Below are 19,016 nucleotides of genomic sequence, written 5' to 3'. Positions count from 1 at the left end.
CCCGCCGGGTGCACCGGCAGCCGTTCGGGGGGCGGGCCGCCTCTCGCTGCTCGGCACGGACTGCCGCTCTGCCGGGCGCCATGGGACGCTGTCGACGCGTGTTGAGCCGTCACCCGATTTCGCGTACGACCCGTTACGGGGCAGGCCGGCACGGCCTCTCGGAGAGGTCAGTTGGCCAGCCAGAGCGCCAGGTTCAGCGCCGCCGCGTAGCCGACCCACAGCAGGTACGGCGCCAGCAGCCAGGCCGCGCGCCGGTCCACCCGGGCGGAGAGCAGCGCGGTGGCCACGACTGCCGCCAGCAGCAGGCAGATGTCCAGGAAGGCCGCACCGTACTGCTCGGCGGCGAAGAACAGTGGGGTCCACAGCGCGTTGAGCGCCAACTGCACGCCCCAGGCCACGAGCGCCGGCCGGCGGCCAGGGCCGGGGTGGCGGGCGACGAGCCAGCCCGCCACCGCGATCATCCCGTACAGGACCGTCCACACCGGGCCGAAGAGCCACCCGGGCGGCGCCCAGGCGGGCTTGTCCAGGGCGGCGTAGGTGCTGCCCGCGTCACCTGTCGCGACCGCTCCGGCAGCGGCGACGGCGTAGCAGAGGACGAGCAGCAGCAGGAGCGTGAGCCAGCTCCTCCGGCGGGACGGTGCCGCTCCGGCAGTGGGGGTCGTCGGTGGCACGGGCGTACTCCTGTTTTTCGGGTGACGTTCGGGGGCGCTCAGGGGGTGAACCGGGGGTGCTCGGAGGGGATCGGGGGCTCTGAGGGTGATCCGGGGGCGGAGGCTGACCCCGGGGGGCGGAGATGATCGGGGGGCGGAGGCTGACCCGGGGGGGCGCAGATGATCGAGGGGCGGAGGCTGACCCGGGGGGGGCGGAGGTGATCGGGGGGCCGGGGGGATCTGGTGGTGTTCGGAATGTTCTTCGGGCCGGCGGATGCGTTGAAGGTGGCGTGCCGCATGGCGACGGGTACCCCGCTCGGTGCCCTTCACCCGGAGCGGGGACGGAGCGGCGCCGGCGGGGGCCTGCGGGCGTCGACGGGACTTGGGCGACGGGGCTTGGGCGGGCGTCGGCGGGGCTTGGCCGGGGTCGGTGGGGCTTGGCCGGGGTCGGCAGGGATTGGGGCGGGCGGGCGTAATTCGGTGGTCCGCCTTCCGGGCCTGTTGTTACGGTGCTCGCACCTCCGCCGCGGTGCCGACCGCAGGTGACCTGTGGGCCGTGCGCCCTGGAAAGCAGTTGATGTATGCCCCGGCCAGTGATTCCGAGCCTCCCTCGTCGCGTCTGTGGCGCCGGGGCGAGCGGGCCTGACCGCGTGTGCGGCCGTACGTTCACCGTCTGCTGACGCACCACGGCCTCCGGCCCTTCTCCACGCTCTCCGGCCCTCTTCACGCCCTGCGATACGAGGGGTGCTCGGTACTTCCCTGCTGCTTCGTTCCTCACCTTCGGCAAGGAGTATCCGGGTGTCACACGACAACCCCCACCACCGCTCAGCCATGTCCTCCCTGGACACCTTCACCTGCGTTCGCTGCGGACTGACCGTCGCCGTGTTCGCGCCCGACGGCAGCCGGCGCAACCACTGCCCCAGCTGCCTGCACTCCCAGCACCTCGTCGACCACGTGGAGGGCGGCCCCTCCGACTGCGAGGGCCGGATGGCACCGATCTCCATCGCGGTGCTGCGCACCGGTGACTGGATGGTCGTCCATCGCTGCACCCGTTGCGACGAGCTGACCTCGAACCCGGTCTGCGGGGACGACAACCAGCTGATCCTGATGCGGATGGCCGTGCGCCCACTGGCACAGCCGCCCTTCCCGCTCGAAGCGTTCGGTGACCTGTGAACCGGGCCCGACAGCCGCGACGGCCGCGGCCGCGACGGAACGCGGAGCGACCGGGGAGGCGACCGTGACGCGGCGCAGACCCCGACGGGCCGGGCAGCGCCGCCCCCAGCGGACCAAGGACGTGCTCCACGGGCCGGCCGGGGCGCGCGGCGACGCGTTCCGGTGCGTCGGCTGCCGGCTCGACGTGTCCGTGGTCGCGCCGGGCACCTCCCATCGCAACCACTGCCCGTCCTGCCTCGTCAGCCTGCACGTGGACCGGCGGATACCGGGTGACCGGTCGGCGGGCTGCGGTGGGCGGATGACGGCGCTGAGCCTGTCCGTACGGCAGGACGGGGAGTGGATGCTCATCCACCACTGCCTGACCTGCGGCGAACTCAGCGCCAACCGCATCGCGGGCGACGACAACGCTCTGGCGCTGATCCGGCTGGCGCTGCGGCCGCTCGCGGACGCCGGTATCCCCGCGCGGGTCATGCTGGCGCTGTGATCCGGGGGCCGTCCGGTGACCGCCGGGCGGCCCTCGGCGCGGGGCTCGTTGCCACAGCACGGCCCCAGAGCACAACCCCGAAGCACGCCCCACAGCACGGCCCGGAAAAGCGAACCAGAAACGCGAAATGGGGCCCGGCCACACGGCCGGACCCCCCTCGCTTTCCCCCCGTCGGGCCTTCCCGTTCCCCCCGGACCCCTCCCCGGAAGTCCCGACGCCATGTGTGACCCGGGAGGGTACGCAAAGGTTGCAGCCCTTTGCGATCTCTTTACGCTCGGCTTCGCGCAGGGCCCTCAGCAGGCATGTCGTACGTAGCGTTCGACCACCTCAGCCAGTGCTTCCGCACCGTCCCGGGCCCACAGCGCCTCGTTGAAGATCTCCACCTCGATCGGGCCGTCGAAGCCCGCCGACTCCACTTGCGTACGGAACGCCCGGAAGTCCACGCTCCCGTCGCCCAGTTGGCCCCGGCCGAGCAGAACTCCCGCCGGAAGCGGGGTGATCCAGTCGGCCAGCTGGAAGGAGTGGATGCGGCCGCCCGCCCCGGCGCGGGCGATCTGGGCGGGCGCCTGGTCGTCCCACCAGACGTGGTACGTGTCGACGACCACCCCGACCTGCTCGGCCGGGAAGCGTTCCGCCAGGTCCAGGGCCTGGGCGAGGGTGGAGACCACGCAGCGGTCCGACGCGAACATCGGGTGCAGCGGTTCGATCGCCAGGCGTACGCCGCGTTCGGCCGCGTACGGGGCGAGTTCGGCCAGCGCCTCGCCCACCCGTTCGCGGGCGCCGTACAGGTCGCGGCTGCCGGGCGGGAGGCCGCCGGAGACCAGGACCAGGGTGTCCGTGGACAGGGCCGCCGCCTCGTCCACCGCCCGGCGGTTGTCGTCCAGGGCGCGGGCCCGCTCCTCGGGGTCCAGGGCGGTGAAGAAGCCGCCCCGGCAGAGGCTGGTGACGGTGAGGCCGGCGTCCGAGAGGAGCCGGGCCGTGCGCTCCACGCCGTACTCCTGCACCGGCGCCCGCCACAGGCCTACATGGCCGATGCCCGCCTTGACGCAGCCCTCCGTCAGCTCGGGCAGCGACCACTGCTTGACGGTCTCCTGGTTGAGCGAGAGGCGGGACAGCTGATCGTTCATCGTGTTCCTCCGTGGACCGCGAGAAGCGCTCGCATCCGGTGCGCCGCCAGCTCCGGGTCGGGGAACAGGCCCAGGGTGTCGGCCAGTTCGTACGCCTTCGCCAGGTGCGGCAGCGAGCGGGCCGACTGGAGGCCGCCCGCCATCGTGAAGTGGCCCTGGTGGCCTGCCAGCCAGGCCAGGAACACCACGCCCGTCTTGTAGAAGCGGGTGGGGGGCTGGAAGAGGTGGCGGGAGAGTTCGACCGTGGGGTCGAGCAGAGCACGGAAGCCTGCCACATCCCCCGTGTCCAGCACCCGTACCGCGTGCGCCGCCAGTGGACCCAGCGGGTCGAAGATGCCCAACAGCGCGTGGCTGAAGCCCCGTTCGCCGCCCGCGATCAGCTCCGGGTAGTTGAAGTCGTCGCCCGTGTAGCAGCGCACCCCGCTCGGGAGGCGGCGGCGTACGTCGATCTCGCGGGCCGCGTCCAGGAGCGAGATCTTGATGCCGTCGACCTTGTCCGGGTGTTCGGCGACGACCTTCAGGAACGTGTCGGTGGCCTCGTCCAGGTCGGCGCTGCCCCAGTAACCCTCCAGCGCCGGATCGAACATCGGGCCCAGCCAGTGCAGGATCACCGGCTCGGAGGTCTGGCGCAGGAGGTGGGCGTAGGTGGCGAGGTAGTCCTCCGGGCCCTGTGCCGCGCGGGCCAGCGCCCGCGATGCCATCAGGATCGGCTGTACGCCGTTCGCCTCGGCCAGGGCCAGTTGCTCCTCGTAGGCCGCCCTGACCTGTGCCAGTGTCGGTTCGGTGGTCAGCGGCAACTGATCCGTGCCCACGCCGCAGGCGATCCTGCCGCCCACCGCCTTCGCCTCCGCCGCCGAGCGGCGGATCAGTTCGGCCGCGCCCGCCCAGTCCAGGCCCATCCCGCGCTGCGCGGTGTCCATCGCCTCCGCCACGCCCAGGCCGTGCGCCCAGAGGTGGCGGCGGAAGGCGAGCGTGGACTCCCAGTCGACGGCCGCCGGGTCGTCCGGGCTGATGTCCGCGTACGGGTCGGCGACCACGTGGGCCGCCGAGAAGACCGTACGGGAGGTGGGCGGGAGCCCGGTGGGGGCCAGGTCCAGCGGGGTGGTGCGGGGGGTGTACGGGCCCTGGGGCAGGGGGACGGCCGCCGTCACAGCGTCAGCTCCGGGACCTCGAAGCGGCGGCCCTCCGCCGACGACTTCAGGCCCAGCTCGGCCAGTTGGACGCCTCGCGCGCCCGCCAGCAGGTCCCAGGTGTACGGCTCGTCCAGGACCACATGGCGCAGGAACAGCTCCCACTGCGCCTTGAAGCCGTTGTCGAACTCCTGGTTGTCCGGGATCTCCTGCCACTGGTCGCGGAACGGTTCCGTGACCGGGAGGTCCGGGTTCCAGACGGGCTTGGGGGTCGAGGACCGGTGCTGTACGCGGCAGTTGCGCAGGCCCGCCACGGCGGAGCCGTGCGTACCGTCGACCTGGAACTCCACCAGCTCGTCGCGGTTGACCCGTACCGTCCAGGAGGAGTTGATCTGCGCGACCGCCCCGCCCGCCAGCTGGAAGATCCCGTACGCCGCGTCGTCGGCGGTCGCCGCGTACGGCTTGCCGTGCTCGTCCCAGCGCTGCGGAACGTGCGTCTGCACATGGGCCGTTACGGAGGTGACCTGGCCGAACAGCTCGTGGAGCACGTACTCCCAGTGCGGGAACATGTCGACGACGATGCCGCCGCCGTCCTCCGCGCGGTAGTTCCACGAGGGGCGCTGGGCCTCCTGCCAGTCGCCCTCGAAGACCCAGTAGCCGAACTCCCCCCGGATGGACAGGATTTCGCCGAAGAATCCGCCATCTATCAGGCGCTTCAGCTTCACCAGGCCGGGCAGGAAGATCTTGTCCTGGACCACTCCGTGCTTGATGCCCGCGTCCCGGGCCAGGCGGGCCAGGTCGAGGGCGCCCTCGACGTCCGTGGCCGTGGGCTTCTCGGTGTAGATGTGCTTGCCCGCGGCGACGGCCTTCTTGATCGCCTCCACCCGGGCCGAGGTGACCTGGGCGTCGAAGTAGACGTCGACCGTGTCGTCCGCGAGCACCGCGTCCAGGTCCGTCGACCACTCGGTCAGCCCGTGCCGGGCCGCCAGCTCCTCCAGGGCGTGGGCGCGGCGGCCGACGAGGACGGGCTCGGGCCAGAGCACCTCGCCGTCGCCGAGGTCCAGGCCGCCCTGCTCGCGGATCGCGAGGATCGAACGCACCAGATGCTGCCGGTATCCCATGCGACCCGTCACGCCGTTCATGGCGATGCGCACTGTCCTGCGTGTCACGAAGTTCCCTCCATACAGCCGTAGCAAGCGCTTTCTATACGAGATGACGCTAGCCTGCCGACAGCGGCCGGACAAGAGGTGGCCGCCCGGTACCTCACGGAGGACAGCGATGACAGTCACCCTGGCGGACGTGGCGGCCCGCGCCCGGGTGTCCCCGGCCACCGTCTCCCGCGTGCTGAACGGCAACTACCCGGTCGCCGCGTCGACCCGGGAGCGGGTCCTGCGCGCGGTGGACGACCTGGACTACGTGCTCAACGGGCCCGCCAGCTCACTGGCGGCCGCCACCTCGGACCTGGTCGGCATCCTGGTCAACGACATCGCCGACCCCTTCTTCGGGATCATGGCGGGGGCCGCGCAGAGCCAGATCGGGGGGCCCGGGGACGGTTCCGGGCGGGCGGGCGGCGAGAAGCTGGCCGTCATCTGCAACACCGGCGGCCTCCCCGAGCGCGAGCTCACCTATCTCACCCTCCTCCAGCGCCAGCGCGCCGCCGCCGTCGTCCTCACCGGGGGCGCGGTCGAGAACCCGGCGCACCAGGCCGCGATGGCCGCGAAGCTGGGCAAGCTCGCCGACGCCGGCACCCGGATCGTCTTCTGCGGGCGCCCCCCGCTCCCCGAGGGGGACGCGCTCGTCGCCGCGCTCGCCTTCGACAACCGGGGCGGCGGCCGGCGCCTCACCGAGCACCTGATCTCGCTGGGCCACCGCAGGATCGGCTACGTCGCCGGGCCCCCCGAGCGGACCACCACCCGCCACCGGCTGGAGGGCCACCGTGAGGCCATGCGGAGTGCGGGGCTCGACACGGGGCCCGGGGAGGAGGAACGGCTCACCGTGCACGGGCCCTACGACCGGCGCTCCGGGTACGAGGCCACCCTCGAGATACTGCGCCGGGACCCGGGCGTGAGCGCCGTCGTCGCCGCCAACGACACCGTGGCGCTGGGCGCCTGCGCCGCCGTACGGGACCAGGGGCTGCGCATCCCGCAGGACATCTCGGTGGCGGGCTTCGACGACCTGCCGTTCTCGGTGGACGCCGTTCCGGCGCTGACGACCGTACGGCTGCCGCTCATCGAGGCGGGCGCGCGGGCGGGCCGGCTCGCCATGGGCAAGGAGAACCCGCCGCCCGGCGGAATCGCCACCATCGCGGCCGAGTTGATGATCCGGGGGTCGACGGCTCCGCCCCGGCGGGGGTAGGCCCCGCCGGAGGACCGCCGACCGGAGGCGGACGGCTCCGCCCCGCGTGGCGTGAGGCCCCCGTGACCTCCCCGTGGGAAAGACGCTGACCCGGAGGCCCCCAGCCCCGCCCCGGGCGGGGTGAGGTTCCCTGGCCTCCCCGCCGGAGACCCGCTGCGCCTGAGGCCTCTGCGGGCCGGGGTGCGAAAGATGGGGGCAACTCCCCCATGCGCCCCGAACGCCTCCCCCGCCAGGATGGTTCGCGAGCGGTCCGGTGGGCCGCTTGCGAACCTGGGAGGTGCGGTGGAGAAGGAACTGATCGGCAGCGGCGGTACGGGGGCCGCTGCCCGTCTCGCTCCCCCCAGCATGAACGGGGCCGCCGGGGTGGTGCGCACGAACGGCTCGCACACCACCGGCGGGGGCGCCCGCACCACCACGGGCATCGGCACGAGCCCCCGCCCCACCGCCCACGCCGGCCCCTGGTGGCTCCCCGGAGTCGTCGGGGAGCCGCCCATGGGGGAGCCCGACTGGGCGGCCTTCGTCCGGGACGTCATCGCCGACGCGCCGCCCGAGGCCCTCGTCGCCGAGCAGGACTACCCGGGGCTCACCGGATTCGCCCTCGTCGTGGCCCCGTTCGCCGAGCGGGCCGCCGGGCGGCTGCTGACCTCGCCGTCGAACAACGCCGTACGGGCCGGGACCGCCGTCGGGCTCGCCCCCGTACTGGAGGACTTCCGGTCCCACCTGGTCCGGCGGCTGGCCCGGCTCGCGGCGCGCACCCTCGTACTGGAGCTGCACACGGCCCGGCGGGCGGGGCGGCTGACCGGGAAGGGGCCCGAGGAGCGGTTCCGGCACTTCCTGCGGCTGACGGCGGGGCGCGACGGGCTCGCGGCCCTCCTCACCTCCTATCCCGTACTGGCCCGCATCCTGGCGCGCACCAGCCTGGCCGCGTCCGACGCCTTCACCGAGATGCTCGGCAGGCTCGCCGACGACCGGGAGCTGCTGGCCGCCTCCGGTGTGCTGGGCGAGCGGGGGCCGGGGGCGGGGGCACTCGTCGCCGGGCGGGGGCCCGGGGCGCTGACCGGGGTCGAGTGCGGCGCCGGTGACAGTCACCGCGGGGGCCGCTCGGTGATGCTGCTGCGGTTCACCGACGGCACCCGGCTGGTCTACAAGCCGCGCCCGCTCGCGGCGCACCGGCACTTCAACTCCCTGGTGGAATGGTTCGGTTCGCTGCCCGGGACGCCGTCCCTGCGGGCGCTGCGGGTGCTGGACCGGGGCGACTACGGGTGGGTGGAGTTCGTCGAGGAGCGGCCCTGCACCTCACCGGCGGAGACCCATCTCTTCTACCGGCGCCAGGGCGCGCTGCTGGCCCTGCTCCATCTGCTGGACGGGACCGATCTGCACCAGGAGAACCTGATCGCCTGCGGGCCGCACCCGGTCCTGGTGGATGTGGAGACCCTGTTCCACCCGCCGCTCTCCCAGGCGCACTCCGCCGACCCCGCCGCCCGCGCCCTGCACGCCTCGGCCCACCGCGTCGGGCTGCTGCCCCAGCTGCTGGTCGGCGACGAGGCCGCGCTCGACGTCTCCGCGATCGGTGGCGGCCGGGCCGCCTCCTCCCCCATCGAGACCGCCGACTGGGCGGGTGCGGGCACGGACACCATGCGGCTGGTACGGCGCTCCGCGCGGTTCACCGAGTCCGCCAACCGGCCCCGGCTGGAAGGGGTCGCGGCCGATCCGTCCGCGTACACCGACTCCCTCTGCGAGGGGTTCCGCGTCGGCTACACCGCCATCAGCGACTACCGCGACGAACTGCTCGGCAAGCGCGGCCTGTTGACCGACTTCGCGCAGGACGAGGTACGGGTCGTGCCCCGGCCGACCTGGACGTACACCACCCTGCTCGACGAGTCGACCCACCCCGACCTGATGCGGGACGCCGCCGAACGCCACCAGGTCCTCTCCCTGCTGCGCACCCCCACCCTGGGCATGCCCGCGCTGCCCGGCCTGGAGGACGAGGAGATCGAGGAGCTGTGGGCCGGCGATGTGCCGGTCTTCCTGGCCCGGCCCGGCTCCACCGACCTGTGGAGCGGCACCGGGCGCGGGGTCCCGGCCCTCCCGGGGCCCACCGGGCTGGCCCGGGTCGAGGCCAAGGTGCGGGCCATGGACACGGTGGACCGCCAGGACCAGGAACGGATCATCCGGGCCGCCATGGTGTCCACCTCCCCCGAACCGCCGCACCGGGCGGGGGGCGGCGCGCGGGCCCGGACAGCGGCGACGGCCCCCGAGCCGGAGCAACTCCTGTCCGCCGCACGGTCGGTGGGCGACCAGCTCGTCTCCCTGGCCTACCGGCACGAGGGCCGCACCAACTGGATCGGCCTGGAGCTGCTCGGCGAACGCTACTGGCGGCTCGCCCCGATGGCGGCCGACCTCGCGAGCGGCTACACCGGCCCCGCGCTCTTCCTCGCCCAGCTCGCCGCCCTCACCGGCGCCGACCGGTACGCCGAGGCGGCCCGCGAGGCGCTGGCCCCGGTCCCCGGGCTGCTGGACGCCCTGCACGGCCGGGTGGACGACCTCGCGGTGCTGGGCTCGGGTGCCTTCGCGGGCCTCGGCGGCATCGCGTACGCCCTGGCCGAGGTGGGTTCGCTGCTCGGCGACCGTACGGTGGTGGACCTGGCGGGCCCGGCCACCCGGCTGGCCTGTGCGGCGAGCGCCGCCGAGGACGGGTACGGGGTGCGCGGCGGGGCGGCCGGCGGGCTGGTCTCCCTGCTCGCGGTGTACCGCACCACGGGCCGGACCGAGGCGTGGCGGGGGGCCGAGCGCTGCGCCGAGCGGCTCCGCGTCGCACCGCTCCCGTCGGCCGGGGGGTTCGCGGAGGGGGCCGCGGGCATCGGGTGGGCGCTGCTGCGCTTCGCCGCGGCGGGGGGCGGTGAGCAGTACCGTACGGCGGGGCTGCGGGCCCTGCGCCGGGCGACCGCCGAGGCGACGGGGGGCCGGGCCTGGTGCGAGGGGGGAGCCGGGGTGGCCCTCGCGGTCGCGGACAGCCCGGACGCGCTCGACGATCCGGAGCTGTCCGGCCGGCTGGCGAAGCTGACCGGTGAGCTGGCGGACGGCGACCCGCTCGCGGACGACAGCCTCTGCCACGGCGAGCTCGGCCTGCTCGAACTGCTCGGCCACAGCGCCCTCACCGGCGACCGCACCCCCTGGGTGCGCCGGGCCGGGACCCTGCTGGCCGCCGCCGACCGGGAGGGGCCGCGCTGCGGGACCCCCGGACACGTACCGCACCCGGGGCTGCTCACCGGCCTGTCGGGGATCGGGCACGGACTGCTCCGGGCGGGGTTCCCCGACCGGATCGGCTCCGCGCTGCTGCTCCATCCGTCCGCGGGGGCCGCGTAGCCGCACACCCTGCGGCCGGCATCAGTCCCTTCCAGCCCCTTCCCAACCCCTTCTCGCCCCCTCCCCGACCCCTTCTCACTCCCTTCCCAGCCCCAGCCCCACATCCAGCTCCGGATCCAGCTCCCTCTCAGCCCCTCCAGCCCGTTCCGCAGCCCCTGTCCACAGCCCCTTCCAGCCCTTCCATCACCTTTCCTCAGCCCTTCCGTCCGCACCCATGCCACACCTCTTCCGTTATTGACCTACCGTCAGAAATCTTCTGTTCAGCGGCCATTCCGTCCAGGATTCAGCACCCAGCAGAGAATGAGGCAGAGATGACGCACATCAGCGAATCGACGATGCGGGGATCCGGCGAGCTCGCCCACGAGGGCACGTACGACCACCCGGCCGGGCAGGTCACCCTCGGGATCGGCGGGGGGCTGGGGATGCGCAGCAGACTCCTCAGCGCCTCGGAGGGCGAGAGCGGCAACACCATCGACCTGCCGTGGACCACCATGCTCCCCCTTTAGCCACGGATCCACCCGCATTGCGGCGTATTGGGGCACTGCCGCATGAGTTACGACTCAAGTAGCCTGCGGCCATGCGAGCCACTTCGCCGGTCATCGTCGGGCGGGACGAGGAGATCGGCCTGCTGAGCAGCGCCCTGGACGCCGTGCGACGGCGTTCGGGGCGCGCCCTGTTCTTCCTCGGCGAGGCGGGGATCGGTAAGTCGCGGCTGGTGGGCGAGTGCGCCTACCGGGCCTACGGACTCGGCATGCCCGTGCTGCGCGGCCGGGCCACGTCGACCGGTCTCGTCGTCCCGTTCCGGCCACTGGTCGAAGCGCTCTCCTCCCGCTTCCGGGCCGCCGGCACGCCGACCGACCCCGAGCTGGCGCCGTACCACCCGGCGTTGGCCCGGCTGGTCCCCGAGTGGCGCCAGGAGGCCTCCCCCGGCTATCCGGAGACCGTCGTCGAGCTGGCGGAGGCGCTGCTGCGACTGCTGTCCGTGCTGGGGCGGGAGTCCGGCTGCTCGATCCTGCTGGAGGACCTCCACGACAGCGACACGGAGACCGTCGCGGTGGTCGAGTACGTCATCGACAACCTCGCCGATCTGCCGATCCTGCTCCTGGGGACCCTGCGCCCGGAGGCGGGGGCCGCGCTCGATCTCGTACGGTCCGCAGAGCGCCGACATGCCGCCGGTGTACGGGAGTTGAAGCCGCTCGCCGACGAGCAGATGCGGATGCTGACCGGTGCGTGTCTGGAGGCGGCGCCCGAGGAGATACCTCCGGTGGTGCACCAGCGGCTGGCCGAACGCGCGGGCGGCAACCCGTACTTGGTGGAAGTGCTGCTGGCGGACCTGCTCGACACCGGCCAGTTGCGCCGGTCGGAAGGCGGCTGGGTGGCGGCCGAGCACCCCGGCGGACCGGTCCCTTCGGGCATCGTGCGGAGCTGGACGCGCAGACTCGACCGGCTGGACGAACCGGTGCGGGACCTCTTACTCGCGGCGGCCACCCTGGGCGGCCAGTTCTCGGTCTCCGTCCTTCAGACCGTCACCGGTTTCGAGGACCGGGCCCTCTTCACCCATCTGCGCTCCGCCGTGGAGGCGGGTGTGATCGCCCCCGACGGCGCCGCCCCCGACCGTTACGCCTTCCGCCACTCGCTGACCGCCGAGGCGCTGATCTCCTCGCTCGCCCCGGCCGAGCGCGCCTCGCTCGCCCGCCGTGCCGCCGGGGCCATCGAGCACTCCGGCCATCCGCTCGACGAGGACGGCCAGCAGCTTGTCGCCTCCCTCCACCTGGCCGCGGGCAACCGGGCGGGCGCCGCACTGCGGTTCGCGGAGGCCGGGAGACGGATGCTCGCCTCGGGGGCCCACGGTTCGGCCGTGGTGCTGCTGGAGCGGGCCTGCCCCCTGGCCGCCGACCCGGACCGGGCCGCCATCGCCGAGTCCCTGGCGGTCGCCCGCGCCGAGGGCGGCGACCTGGACGCCGCGCTGGAGCTGGCCGAGACGCTGCCGCCGGTCCCGGCGCGCACCGAGGCCGCCGACCGGCGCGGCGAGGTCCACATCAAGATCGCCTGGGTGGCGGTGATGGCCGAGCGGGCGGCCGACGCGGCCCGCCAGATCGAGGCCGCCCGCACCCTGCTCGGCCACGATCCGGTACCCGGCCGGCGGGCCGCGCTCGCCGTCGCCGACGCCCATCTCGCCCTGCTTCCCGGGCAGGAGCACCGCTGCCCCGCCGAGACCGAGCAGGACGCCCGGGAGGCCGCGGAGGTCGCCGAGGCCGAGGGGCTGCCCGTCGTCGCCTGCCAGGCCTGGCAGTTGCTGGCGCTGCTGCTGCGGGAGAAGGGGTTCGACGCGGCGGACGCCTGCCTGGAGCGGATGCTCGCGCTCTCCACCGACCACGACCTGCCCGTCTGGCGGGTGGAGGCCCTGGTGCGGCTCGGGGCCAACGCCTTCATGCGGACCGGGGACGCCTCCCGGCTGCGCTCGGCACGGGCCGCGGCCACGGAGCTGGGTGCGCTGCTGCTGACGCAGACGGTGGACGGGCTGCTCGCCATGAACGCGGTGCTGTGCGCCCGTTGGGACGAGGCGCAGGAGATCATCGACCGTTCGCTGGAGGCCAGTGCCCGGGTCGGCAATCTCTCCGCCCACCGCTATCTGCTCCTCTCCGCCGCCACGATGGCCGCGCACCGGGGGCGGCGGCGGGACATGGACCGCTCCCTGGCCACGTTCCGGCGGGCGGGCGGCGAGCAATCGCTCCTCGTGCCGCACCAGTTGGGACTGTGCAAGGCGATCGGCGCACTCCTCGAGGAGGACCGCGACCGTGCGCTGGAAGGGCTGGACGCGGTGCAGGCCTGGGAACGGGACCACCCCAGCTACTTCTACCTGAGCGGGAGTTACGGGCTGCGCCCCCTCCTGCGGGTGCTGGCGGGGGCGGCGGACCGGGCGGAGTTCGCGACCGTACGCGCCTCACCCGGCGCCCAACTGGCCTGGAACGGGCAGTTTTTGGAGCTGGCGGAGGCGGTGCTGCTGGGCCGGGCCGGCGACCGCAGCGGGGCCGCCCGCCTGGTGGCCTCCTTCGACGCCCGCGCCACGCCCTTCCCGGTCGCCCGCCACCTCGGCCTGCGCCTGGTCGCCGACGCGGCCCGCGCCGACGGGTGGGGCGAGCCGGTCGCCTGGCTGCGGCGGGCCGAGGAGTTCTTCTACGGGGTCGGGGTGCAGCCGGTCGCCTCCGCGTGCCGGGCGGCCCTGCGGCAGGCGGGGGCGAGCGTCACCCAGCACCGGGGCGGCTGGGACCGTATCCCCCTGTCGCTGCGGACGAGCGGGGTGACCCCGCGGGAGTACGAGGTGTTCGTGCTGCTCCCGGAGCGGCCGGGCAACCAGCAGATCGCCCGGCGGCTCTCCATCTCGCCGCGCACGGTGGAGAAGCACATGGCCAGCCTGCTCAGCAAGACCGGGCGGGCGGACCGCTCGGCGCTGTGCGAGTTCGCGGCGGAGTGCGCGGTGGAGCCGGCCTGACGCCGGAAACCGGCCGGGGCTCCGAGGCGGCCGAGGCAGCCGGGGCTCCGAGTCGGCCGACGAGCCGAGGCGAGCGCCCTGGCGGGCGCCGGTGGGCGCGGTGGGCGCGGTGGGCGCGGTGGGCGCGGTGCGCGCCGACGGGTGCCGACGGGCACCAATGGGTGCCGACGGGCGCCGAGCCGCCGGGAACCTCCGGGCGTGCCCCCACAACATGGGGGCACAGGCCGGTTTCGGTCGGGTGTACGGGCGGAACATGCGGGCACTCCCCCGATGTGCCGGTGGCCGTGCGGCACGGAGGATCGGGGTGTGCGTACGGCAGTCTGCCGCCCGTCCCCGCTTCCGGAGGCCCGCTGATGACCCGACCTCCCGCCCGTCCGGCCCCCGCCGGCGCGGTGTACTTCTCGCTGCTCGGCCCCCTCACCGCCAGGCGGGACGGCCGCCCGCTCCCCCTCGGCCCGCGCAAACAGCGCCTCGTCCTGGCCACCCTGCTCTCCCGGCCCAACACCCCGGTCTCCGTGGACGTGTTGACCGACGCGGTGTGGCCCGACGACCCTCCTCGTACCGCCCGCAAGAACCTCCAGGTGTACGTGAGCGCGGCCCGCGCCCTGCTCGGCGGCACCGACGGCGGGGACCGGGTCGTCCACGGCTGCGGCGGCTACCGGCTCACCATCGACGAGGGCGAGCTGGACACCCTGCGCTTCCGGTCCCTGGCCCGCGCCGGGCGGGCCGCCGCCGGGCGCGGTGACCTGCGCAGCGCCGCCCGGCTGCTGCGGGAGGCGCTGGACCTGTGGGAGGGGCCGCCGCTGAACGACCTGCGGGACTCCACCGGGGTGGCGGAGGAGGCCGAGCGGCTGGAGGCCCGCTGCCTGACCGTGTACGAGGACTGGGCCGAGACCGAGATCGAGCTCGGCCGGGCCGCCGTCGCGGTGGACGGCCTGCGCGACCTGGTCGAGCGCCACCCGCTGCGGGAGCGGCTGCGGGTGGCCTGGATGAACTCGCTGCACCAGTCCGGGCGGCAGGCCGAGGCGCTGGCGGTCTACGACGACTACCGGCAGTTGCTGGCCCGCGAGTTGGGGCTGGAGCCGAGTGCGGCGATGGCGGCCCTGTACCAAGCGATGCTGGGCCGGGGCCGCACCCACCGGCCCCCCGCCGCCCGGGACACCCCACGCGATGCGGCGCTGCCCGCCGCGCCGAGCCACTTCAGCGGCCGGCGCGAGGAACTGCGGGACCTGCTCGCCCTGTCGGACTCCTCCGACGAACGGGTGGTCATCGTGTCGGGGCCCGCGGGCTCCGGCAAGTCGGCGCTGGCCCTCCGGGCGGCCCACCTGCTCGGCGAGAGCTTCCCCGACGGACGGTTCCACGTCCAGGTCCGGCGCGAGGACGGCTCGGCCCGCACTCCGGCCGAAGTCCTGGGCGAGCTGGGCGCGTTGTGCGGCGTGAGCGTGCCGGCGGTCCCGGCGGCGCCGGCCGGGCCGGAGGGGGGCCCGGCGGCGGCGGTCCCCCAGGGGGCGGAGGACGCCTGGCAGCGGTGGCTGTCGCAGCACCGGGCGCTGGTCGTCCTGGACGACGTACCGGACGAGGCTTTCGTACGGGGGCTGCTGCCCCGGTCCGGGCCGTCCTCGGTGGTGCTCACCGCGCGCGGGCAGCTGGCGGGCCTGGCCCCCGTGCACCGGATCGCCCTGGCCGCCCTGGCGGACGGGGAGGCCCTGGAGCTGCTGGGCAGGCTGATCGGGCCGGGCCGGCTGCGGACCGACCCGGCGGCGGCCCTGCGGATCGTACGGGCCTGCGGCGCGCTGCCGCTGGCGGTGGGGGTGAGCGGGATGCGGCTGGCGGTCCTGCGCCATCTGCCGCTGGCGGAGTACGCGGACCGACTCGGCGATCCGTCGGCCGCCCTGGACGAGCTGGTCGCCGGGGACGTCTCCGTACGGCTGCGGATGGCGTCCGGCTGGCAGGACCTGAGGGCGGACGACCGGCGGGCGCTGGCGCGGCTGGCCGGGCCCGCGCAGGAGGGCGGCTTCACCCTGGACGGGGCGATGGAGGCGCTGGAGTGCGGGGAGCGGACCGCGATCCGTACCGTCGAGTCGCTGATCGACGCGGGGGCGGTGACCTCACCGACGGGGGAAGTCACCGCGCACGCCGCGCTGTACCAAGTGCCGCGGCTGCTCTGTCTGTACGCCCGCGAGCAGGAGGGCGCGTAGAGGGGGGCGGGGGTGGGGGTGGGGGTGGGGGCTGCGGAGGGCGGAGCCTCGGGAGCCCGGGGGCCGTAGAGCCGGGACCTCAGGAGCCCGGGGGGCATAGAGCCGGTGCCCCGGAGGCCGGGGCACCGGGAAGCGGGGGTCGGGACCGTACGGTTCCCGGCCCCCGCTCTCTCTCAGCTCTCCGCTCTCCGCTCCCCAGGGCCGCCGAGGCGTCACCCCAGAGTCAGCAGCTCCAGCAGACCGGGCGCCCCGCCTGCCGCATCATCGCCACCGCCCCCGCCACCGCCCGTACCTCCGGAGAGGAAGTGCAGGGCCAGCAGCAGTCCCGCCGCGCCCGTCGCCAGGTCGGCGGAGCAGCGCCGCAGCCTCGATCCCGGGACCAGCAGCCGGTCCTCCTGGGCGATCAGGTGCCAGGACAGGTTCCGTACGGAGGCCAGGATGTCGGGTGCCGTACGGTCGTCGGGCGACAACTGGCCCGCGGCGGCCATGAGCCCGGCGCGGCCGGTGAACAGGCCCGGCTCGCGCACGAATTCCAGGGCGCAGGCCTGCCGCACACCGGGCAGCAGGGCCGCCAGCTCCGGGGAGGCGCGGCGGGCCAGATACGCCTGGGCCACCAGCGCGACGCCGCCGCTCCCCTGGTCCAGGTAGATCAGATGGCGCCGGCCGTCCTTCACCTGGACCATGCCGTCCGGCATCGTCACGCAGTGCCCGGCCTCCCGCTCCAGGGCCCGGCCGGCGGCCCGCAGGTGCCGGTCCTCGCCGGTCAGGGCGTGGAGTTCGAGGTGGAGCAGGGCCGCGCCGCTCAGCCCGCGCAGCAGCCCCGCCGACGCGGGGGCGGCCAGGCCCGGTACGGACTCCCCGCGCACGAGGCGGTCCAGGTCGTGGGCGGTGCGTACGGCCAGCTCGACCAGGTCGTGGTCGACCTTGGCGTCCGGGTCGGCCTTGGCCTCCAGGCCGGTCTTGGCGTACGGGCCGGTCTTGGCGTACGGGTGTGCCTCGGCATCCGGGGCGGCCTCGCCGTACGGGTCGGCCCCGGCGTCGGGCGCCGCCTCCCCGCGAGCCGTCGGCCGGGCCAGGCGCAGGGCGGCGAGCGCGATGCCGGCGCGGCCGTTCATCAGGTCGGCCGAGGCGGACGGGGGCGCGGCGGCGGCGCGTTCGAAGAGTTCCCGGCCCTCGTCCGGGCGGCCCAGCAGCGACAGGACCACCGCGGTGCCCGGCAGCCCGCCGTAGAGGCCGCCCGGTGCGGAGGGGTCGCGGCGGCGGGCCGCGTCGGAGAGCCAGTCCGTCCAGGCGGGCTCGACGGGGGCGCCGACGCGGTGCAGGGCGTACAGCACTCCGGCCGCCCCGTGCGCGAGGTCGCCGCCGCCGGAGTCGAAGACCTGCGGGTCGCCGGGGAAGAGGCGGTCGGTGCGCTCGGGGGTCGCCCCGGCGTGGATGCCCGCGATCAGCCGGGTCCGCAGCTCCGCCCAGTCGGGGGCGGGTCCGTCGAGCAGCGCGGCGATCTCGTTCTCACCGCCGAGGCGGTCCTCCGCCGCCCGCAGCGCGGCGGGGCGGACGGGGCCCGCGTCGGCGGCCAGGCCGTACCTCCGGCGGGCCCACCGCTCCAGGGTCACGGCCCTGGCCCGGTCGTACCCGGCCATCTCCATGATCGGCATCAGCATGGAGAGCCAGGTCGCCCAGAGCGCGTAGGCGTCGGCCTCGGTGCCCAGGGTTCCGGCGGGTGCCTGGAGGCCCGGCGCGCCCGCCACCGGCGTGTCCTGGTCGTCGAGGGCGGTGGCGTACTCGAAGTCGATGAGGACCACGCGGCCGTCGGGGCGGATGACGATGTTGGAGGGGTGGAGGTCGCCGAAGCGCAGGCCGCGCCCGTGCACCGCCTCCAGCGCCCGGGTCAGCCGCTCGGTCACGGAGTCCACCCAGTCGAGGTACGGGGCGAGTTCCTCGGCCGTGCCGGAGGTGTGGAGCAGCCCGAAGCGGGAGACGATCTCCTCCAGGAGGGTGGCCCCCTCGATGTGCTCCTGGACCAGGAAGTGGTGCTCCCACACGGTCCGCACCCCGTACACCTGGGGCACGCAGTCCAGCCCCGCCAGCGTGGTCAGCGCCCGGTGCTCGCGGTGCAGCCGCGTCACCGCGTCATCGCCCACCCCGTCCAGCCCGCAGTGCGGGCGGGCCTCGCGGAGCACCACCTGCTGACCGGTCTCCTTGTGCCGGGCCAGGTAGATCCCGCCCGCGTTGGAGAACTGGAGGGACTCCGTCACCGTGTAGGCGAAGGCGGTGTCCCCGGCGGCGGCGCGGGCGGCGAGGTGCGGGCGCAGCGCCTCGGGGACGGTGACCCACGGCGGCACGCGGAACACCACGCCCCGCTCGTCGGGCACCAGTTCGCCCGAGGGGTGGCGCAGCGCGGGCACCCGTTCGCCGTCGGCGTCCTGGCACCAGCGGGCGACGAACGCCCCGTAGCGGACGTAGACCGGCGCGTCGCCGATCCGCAGATCGCTGAGGATGTACGGGCCGCGGCGCCCCGCGAGGGCGTGGGTCAGCTCGTCCAGCAGCCGCAGGAAGACGGTCTCGTCCGGCGGGTAGAGCGTGAGGAACTTCCCGGCGCCGGAGCGGGCCATGTACTTGTCGGACATCAGCAGGAGCGCCTGCTCGCTGCGGAGGAACTTGAACGGTACGCCGTGGGCGAGGCAGATCCGGGCGGTGTCGCGCAGGGTCGCCTCGGCCTCCTCGGGGACGGTGGAGACGTGGATCTTCCAGCCCTGCCCGGCCGGTTCGCGGTCCTCGGGCAGCAGCGAGGTCCACAGCCCGCCCCGGGCGCGGCGCCAGCCCTCGGGAGGCGGGGCGGTGTCCAGCGGGTAGCGGGTCCGCCCGTCCTGGAGGCGGGCGGGGGTCTCGTAGTAGGTGGGGTCGGCGACGCAGTAGAGCTGGGTCTGCTGGATACCGGACACGGTGTATCTCCTCAGGGTGCGCCGGGGCCGGCGGAGTCGTGGGCGGGACGGACCCCGGCCTCTTCCGGGGCGGCCCCCGTACGGGTGCGGGCTGCCCC

At 74.7% G+C, this 19,016-nt stretch carries 12 protein-coding genes; 7 read left to right on the top strand and 5 right to left on the bottom strand.

Features of this window, described 5'->3' with window-relative positions:
• Nucleotides 1-167: 167 nt before the first annotated feature.
• Nucleotides 168-671, bottom strand: coding sequence for a TspO/MBR family protein (locus tag AB0917_RS00120; protein WP_366817138.1), 504 nt, complete (start codon nucleotides 669-671; stop codon nucleotides 168-170).
• Nucleotides 672-1,481: 810 nt separating this feature from the next.
• Here AB0917_RS00120 and AB0917_RS00115 point away from each other — a divergent pair.
• Together AB0917_RS00115 and AB0917_RS00110 are read left to right on the top strand one after the other, a co-directional pair.
• Entirely contained in the window at nucleotides 1,482-1,823 is a 342-nt protein-coding gene (locus tag AB0917_RS00115) for an RNHCP domain-containing protein (RefSeq protein ID WP_366817265.1), read from the top strand.
• A 64-nt stretch (nucleotides 1,824-1,887) separates the two neighbouring features.
• Nucleotides 1,888-2,307: an RNHCP domain-containing protein gene (locus tag AB0917_RS00110; RefSeq protein ID WP_366817137.1), complete on the top strand. Its 420-nt coding sequence runs from the start codon at nucleotides 1,888-1,890 to the stop codon at nucleotides 2,305-2,307.
• A 293-nt stretch (nucleotides 2,308-2,600) separates the two neighbouring features.
• On the opposite strand, the gene AB0917_RS00105 is transcribed toward AB0917_RS00110, so the two are convergent.
• From AB0917_RS00105 to AB0917_RS00095, 3 genes are read right to left on the bottom strand one after another with little or no spacing between them, the layout of a single operon-like run.
• Nucleotides 2,601-3,434 (bottom strand): sugar phosphate isomerase/epimerase family protein, encoded by an 834-nt coding sequence (locus AB0917_RS00105; protein ID WP_366817136.1) that lies wholly within the window; start codon nucleotides 3,432-3,434, stop codon nucleotides 2,601-2,603.
• On the bottom strand, nucleotides 3,431-4,585 hold the full coding sequence (locus AB0917_RS00100; protein WP_366817135.1) for a dihydrodipicolinate synthase family protein: 1,155 nt from the start codon (nucleotides 4,583-4,585) through the stop codon (nucleotides 3,431-3,433). The genes AB0917_RS00105 and AB0917_RS00100 overlap by 4 nt, the downstream gene beginning before the upstream one ends.
• Nucleotides 4,582-5,733, bottom strand: a complete 1,152-nt coding sequence (locus AB0917_RS00095) for a Gfo/Idh/MocA family oxidoreductase (RefSeq protein ID WP_366817134.1) — start codon at nucleotides 5,731-5,733, stop codon at nucleotides 4,582-4,584. The genes AB0917_RS00100 and AB0917_RS00095 overlap by 4 nt, the downstream gene beginning before the upstream one ends.
• A gap of 109 nt (nucleotides 5,734-5,842) precedes the next feature.
• Between AB0917_RS00095 and AB0917_RS00090 the strand changes: the two genes are divergently transcribed.
• From AB0917_RS00090 to AB0917_RS00070, 5 genes are all read left to right on the top strand, one after another.
• Nucleotides 5,843-6,919 carry a LacI family DNA-binding transcriptional regulator gene (locus AB0917_RS00090; RefSeq protein ID WP_366817133.1) on the top strand — a complete coding sequence of 359 codons (1,077 nt, stop codon included), beginning with the start codon at nucleotides 5,843-5,845 and terminating at the stop codon, nucleotides 6,917-6,919.
• Between the two features lie 282 nt (nucleotides 6,920-7,201).
• Entirely contained in the window at nucleotides 7,202-10,285 is a 3,084-nt protein-coding gene (locus AB0917_RS00085) for a type 2 lanthipeptide synthetase LanM family protein (protein ID WP_366817132.1), read from the top strand.
• A 311-nt stretch (nucleotides 10,286-10,596) separates the two neighbouring features.
• Nucleotides 10,597-10,791 carry a hypothetical protein gene (locus tag AB0917_RS00080; RefSeq protein ID WP_366817131.1) on the top strand — a complete coding sequence of 65 codons (195 nt, stop codon included), beginning with the start codon at nucleotides 10,597-10,599 and terminating at the stop codon, nucleotides 10,789-10,791.
• Nucleotides 10,792-10,862: 71 nt separating this feature from the next.
• Nucleotides 10,863-13,778, top strand: coding sequence for an AAA family ATPase (locus AB0917_RS00075; RefSeq protein WP_366817130.1), 2,916 nt, complete (start codon nucleotides 10,863-10,865; stop codon nucleotides 13,776-13,778).
• Between the two features lie 353 nt (nucleotides 13,779-14,131).
• A complete protein-coding gene (locus AB0917_RS00070; protein WP_366817129.1) occupies nucleotides 14,132-15,976 on the top strand; it encodes a BTAD domain-containing putative transcriptional regulator in 1,845 nt (614 codons plus the stop codon).
• 212 nt (nucleotides 15,977-16,188) lie between these two features.
• On the opposite strand, the gene lanKC is transcribed toward AB0917_RS00070, so the two are convergent.
• A complete protein-coding gene (gene lanKC, locus AB0917_RS00065) occupies nucleotides 16,189-18,918 on the bottom strand; it encodes a class III lanthionine synthetase LanKC (RefSeq protein ID WP_366817128.1) in 2,730 nt (909 codons plus the stop codon).
• Between the last annotated feature and the right edge of the window lie 98 nt (nucleotides 18,919-19,016).

Origin of the sequence: Streptomyces sp. NPDC007346, assembly GCF_040703535.1 — a bacterium.
GTDB lineage: Bacteria > Actinomycetota > Actinomycetes > Streptomycetales > Streptomycetaceae > Streptomyces.
This window is presented reverse-complemented; position numbering and strand designations above follow the sequence as displayed.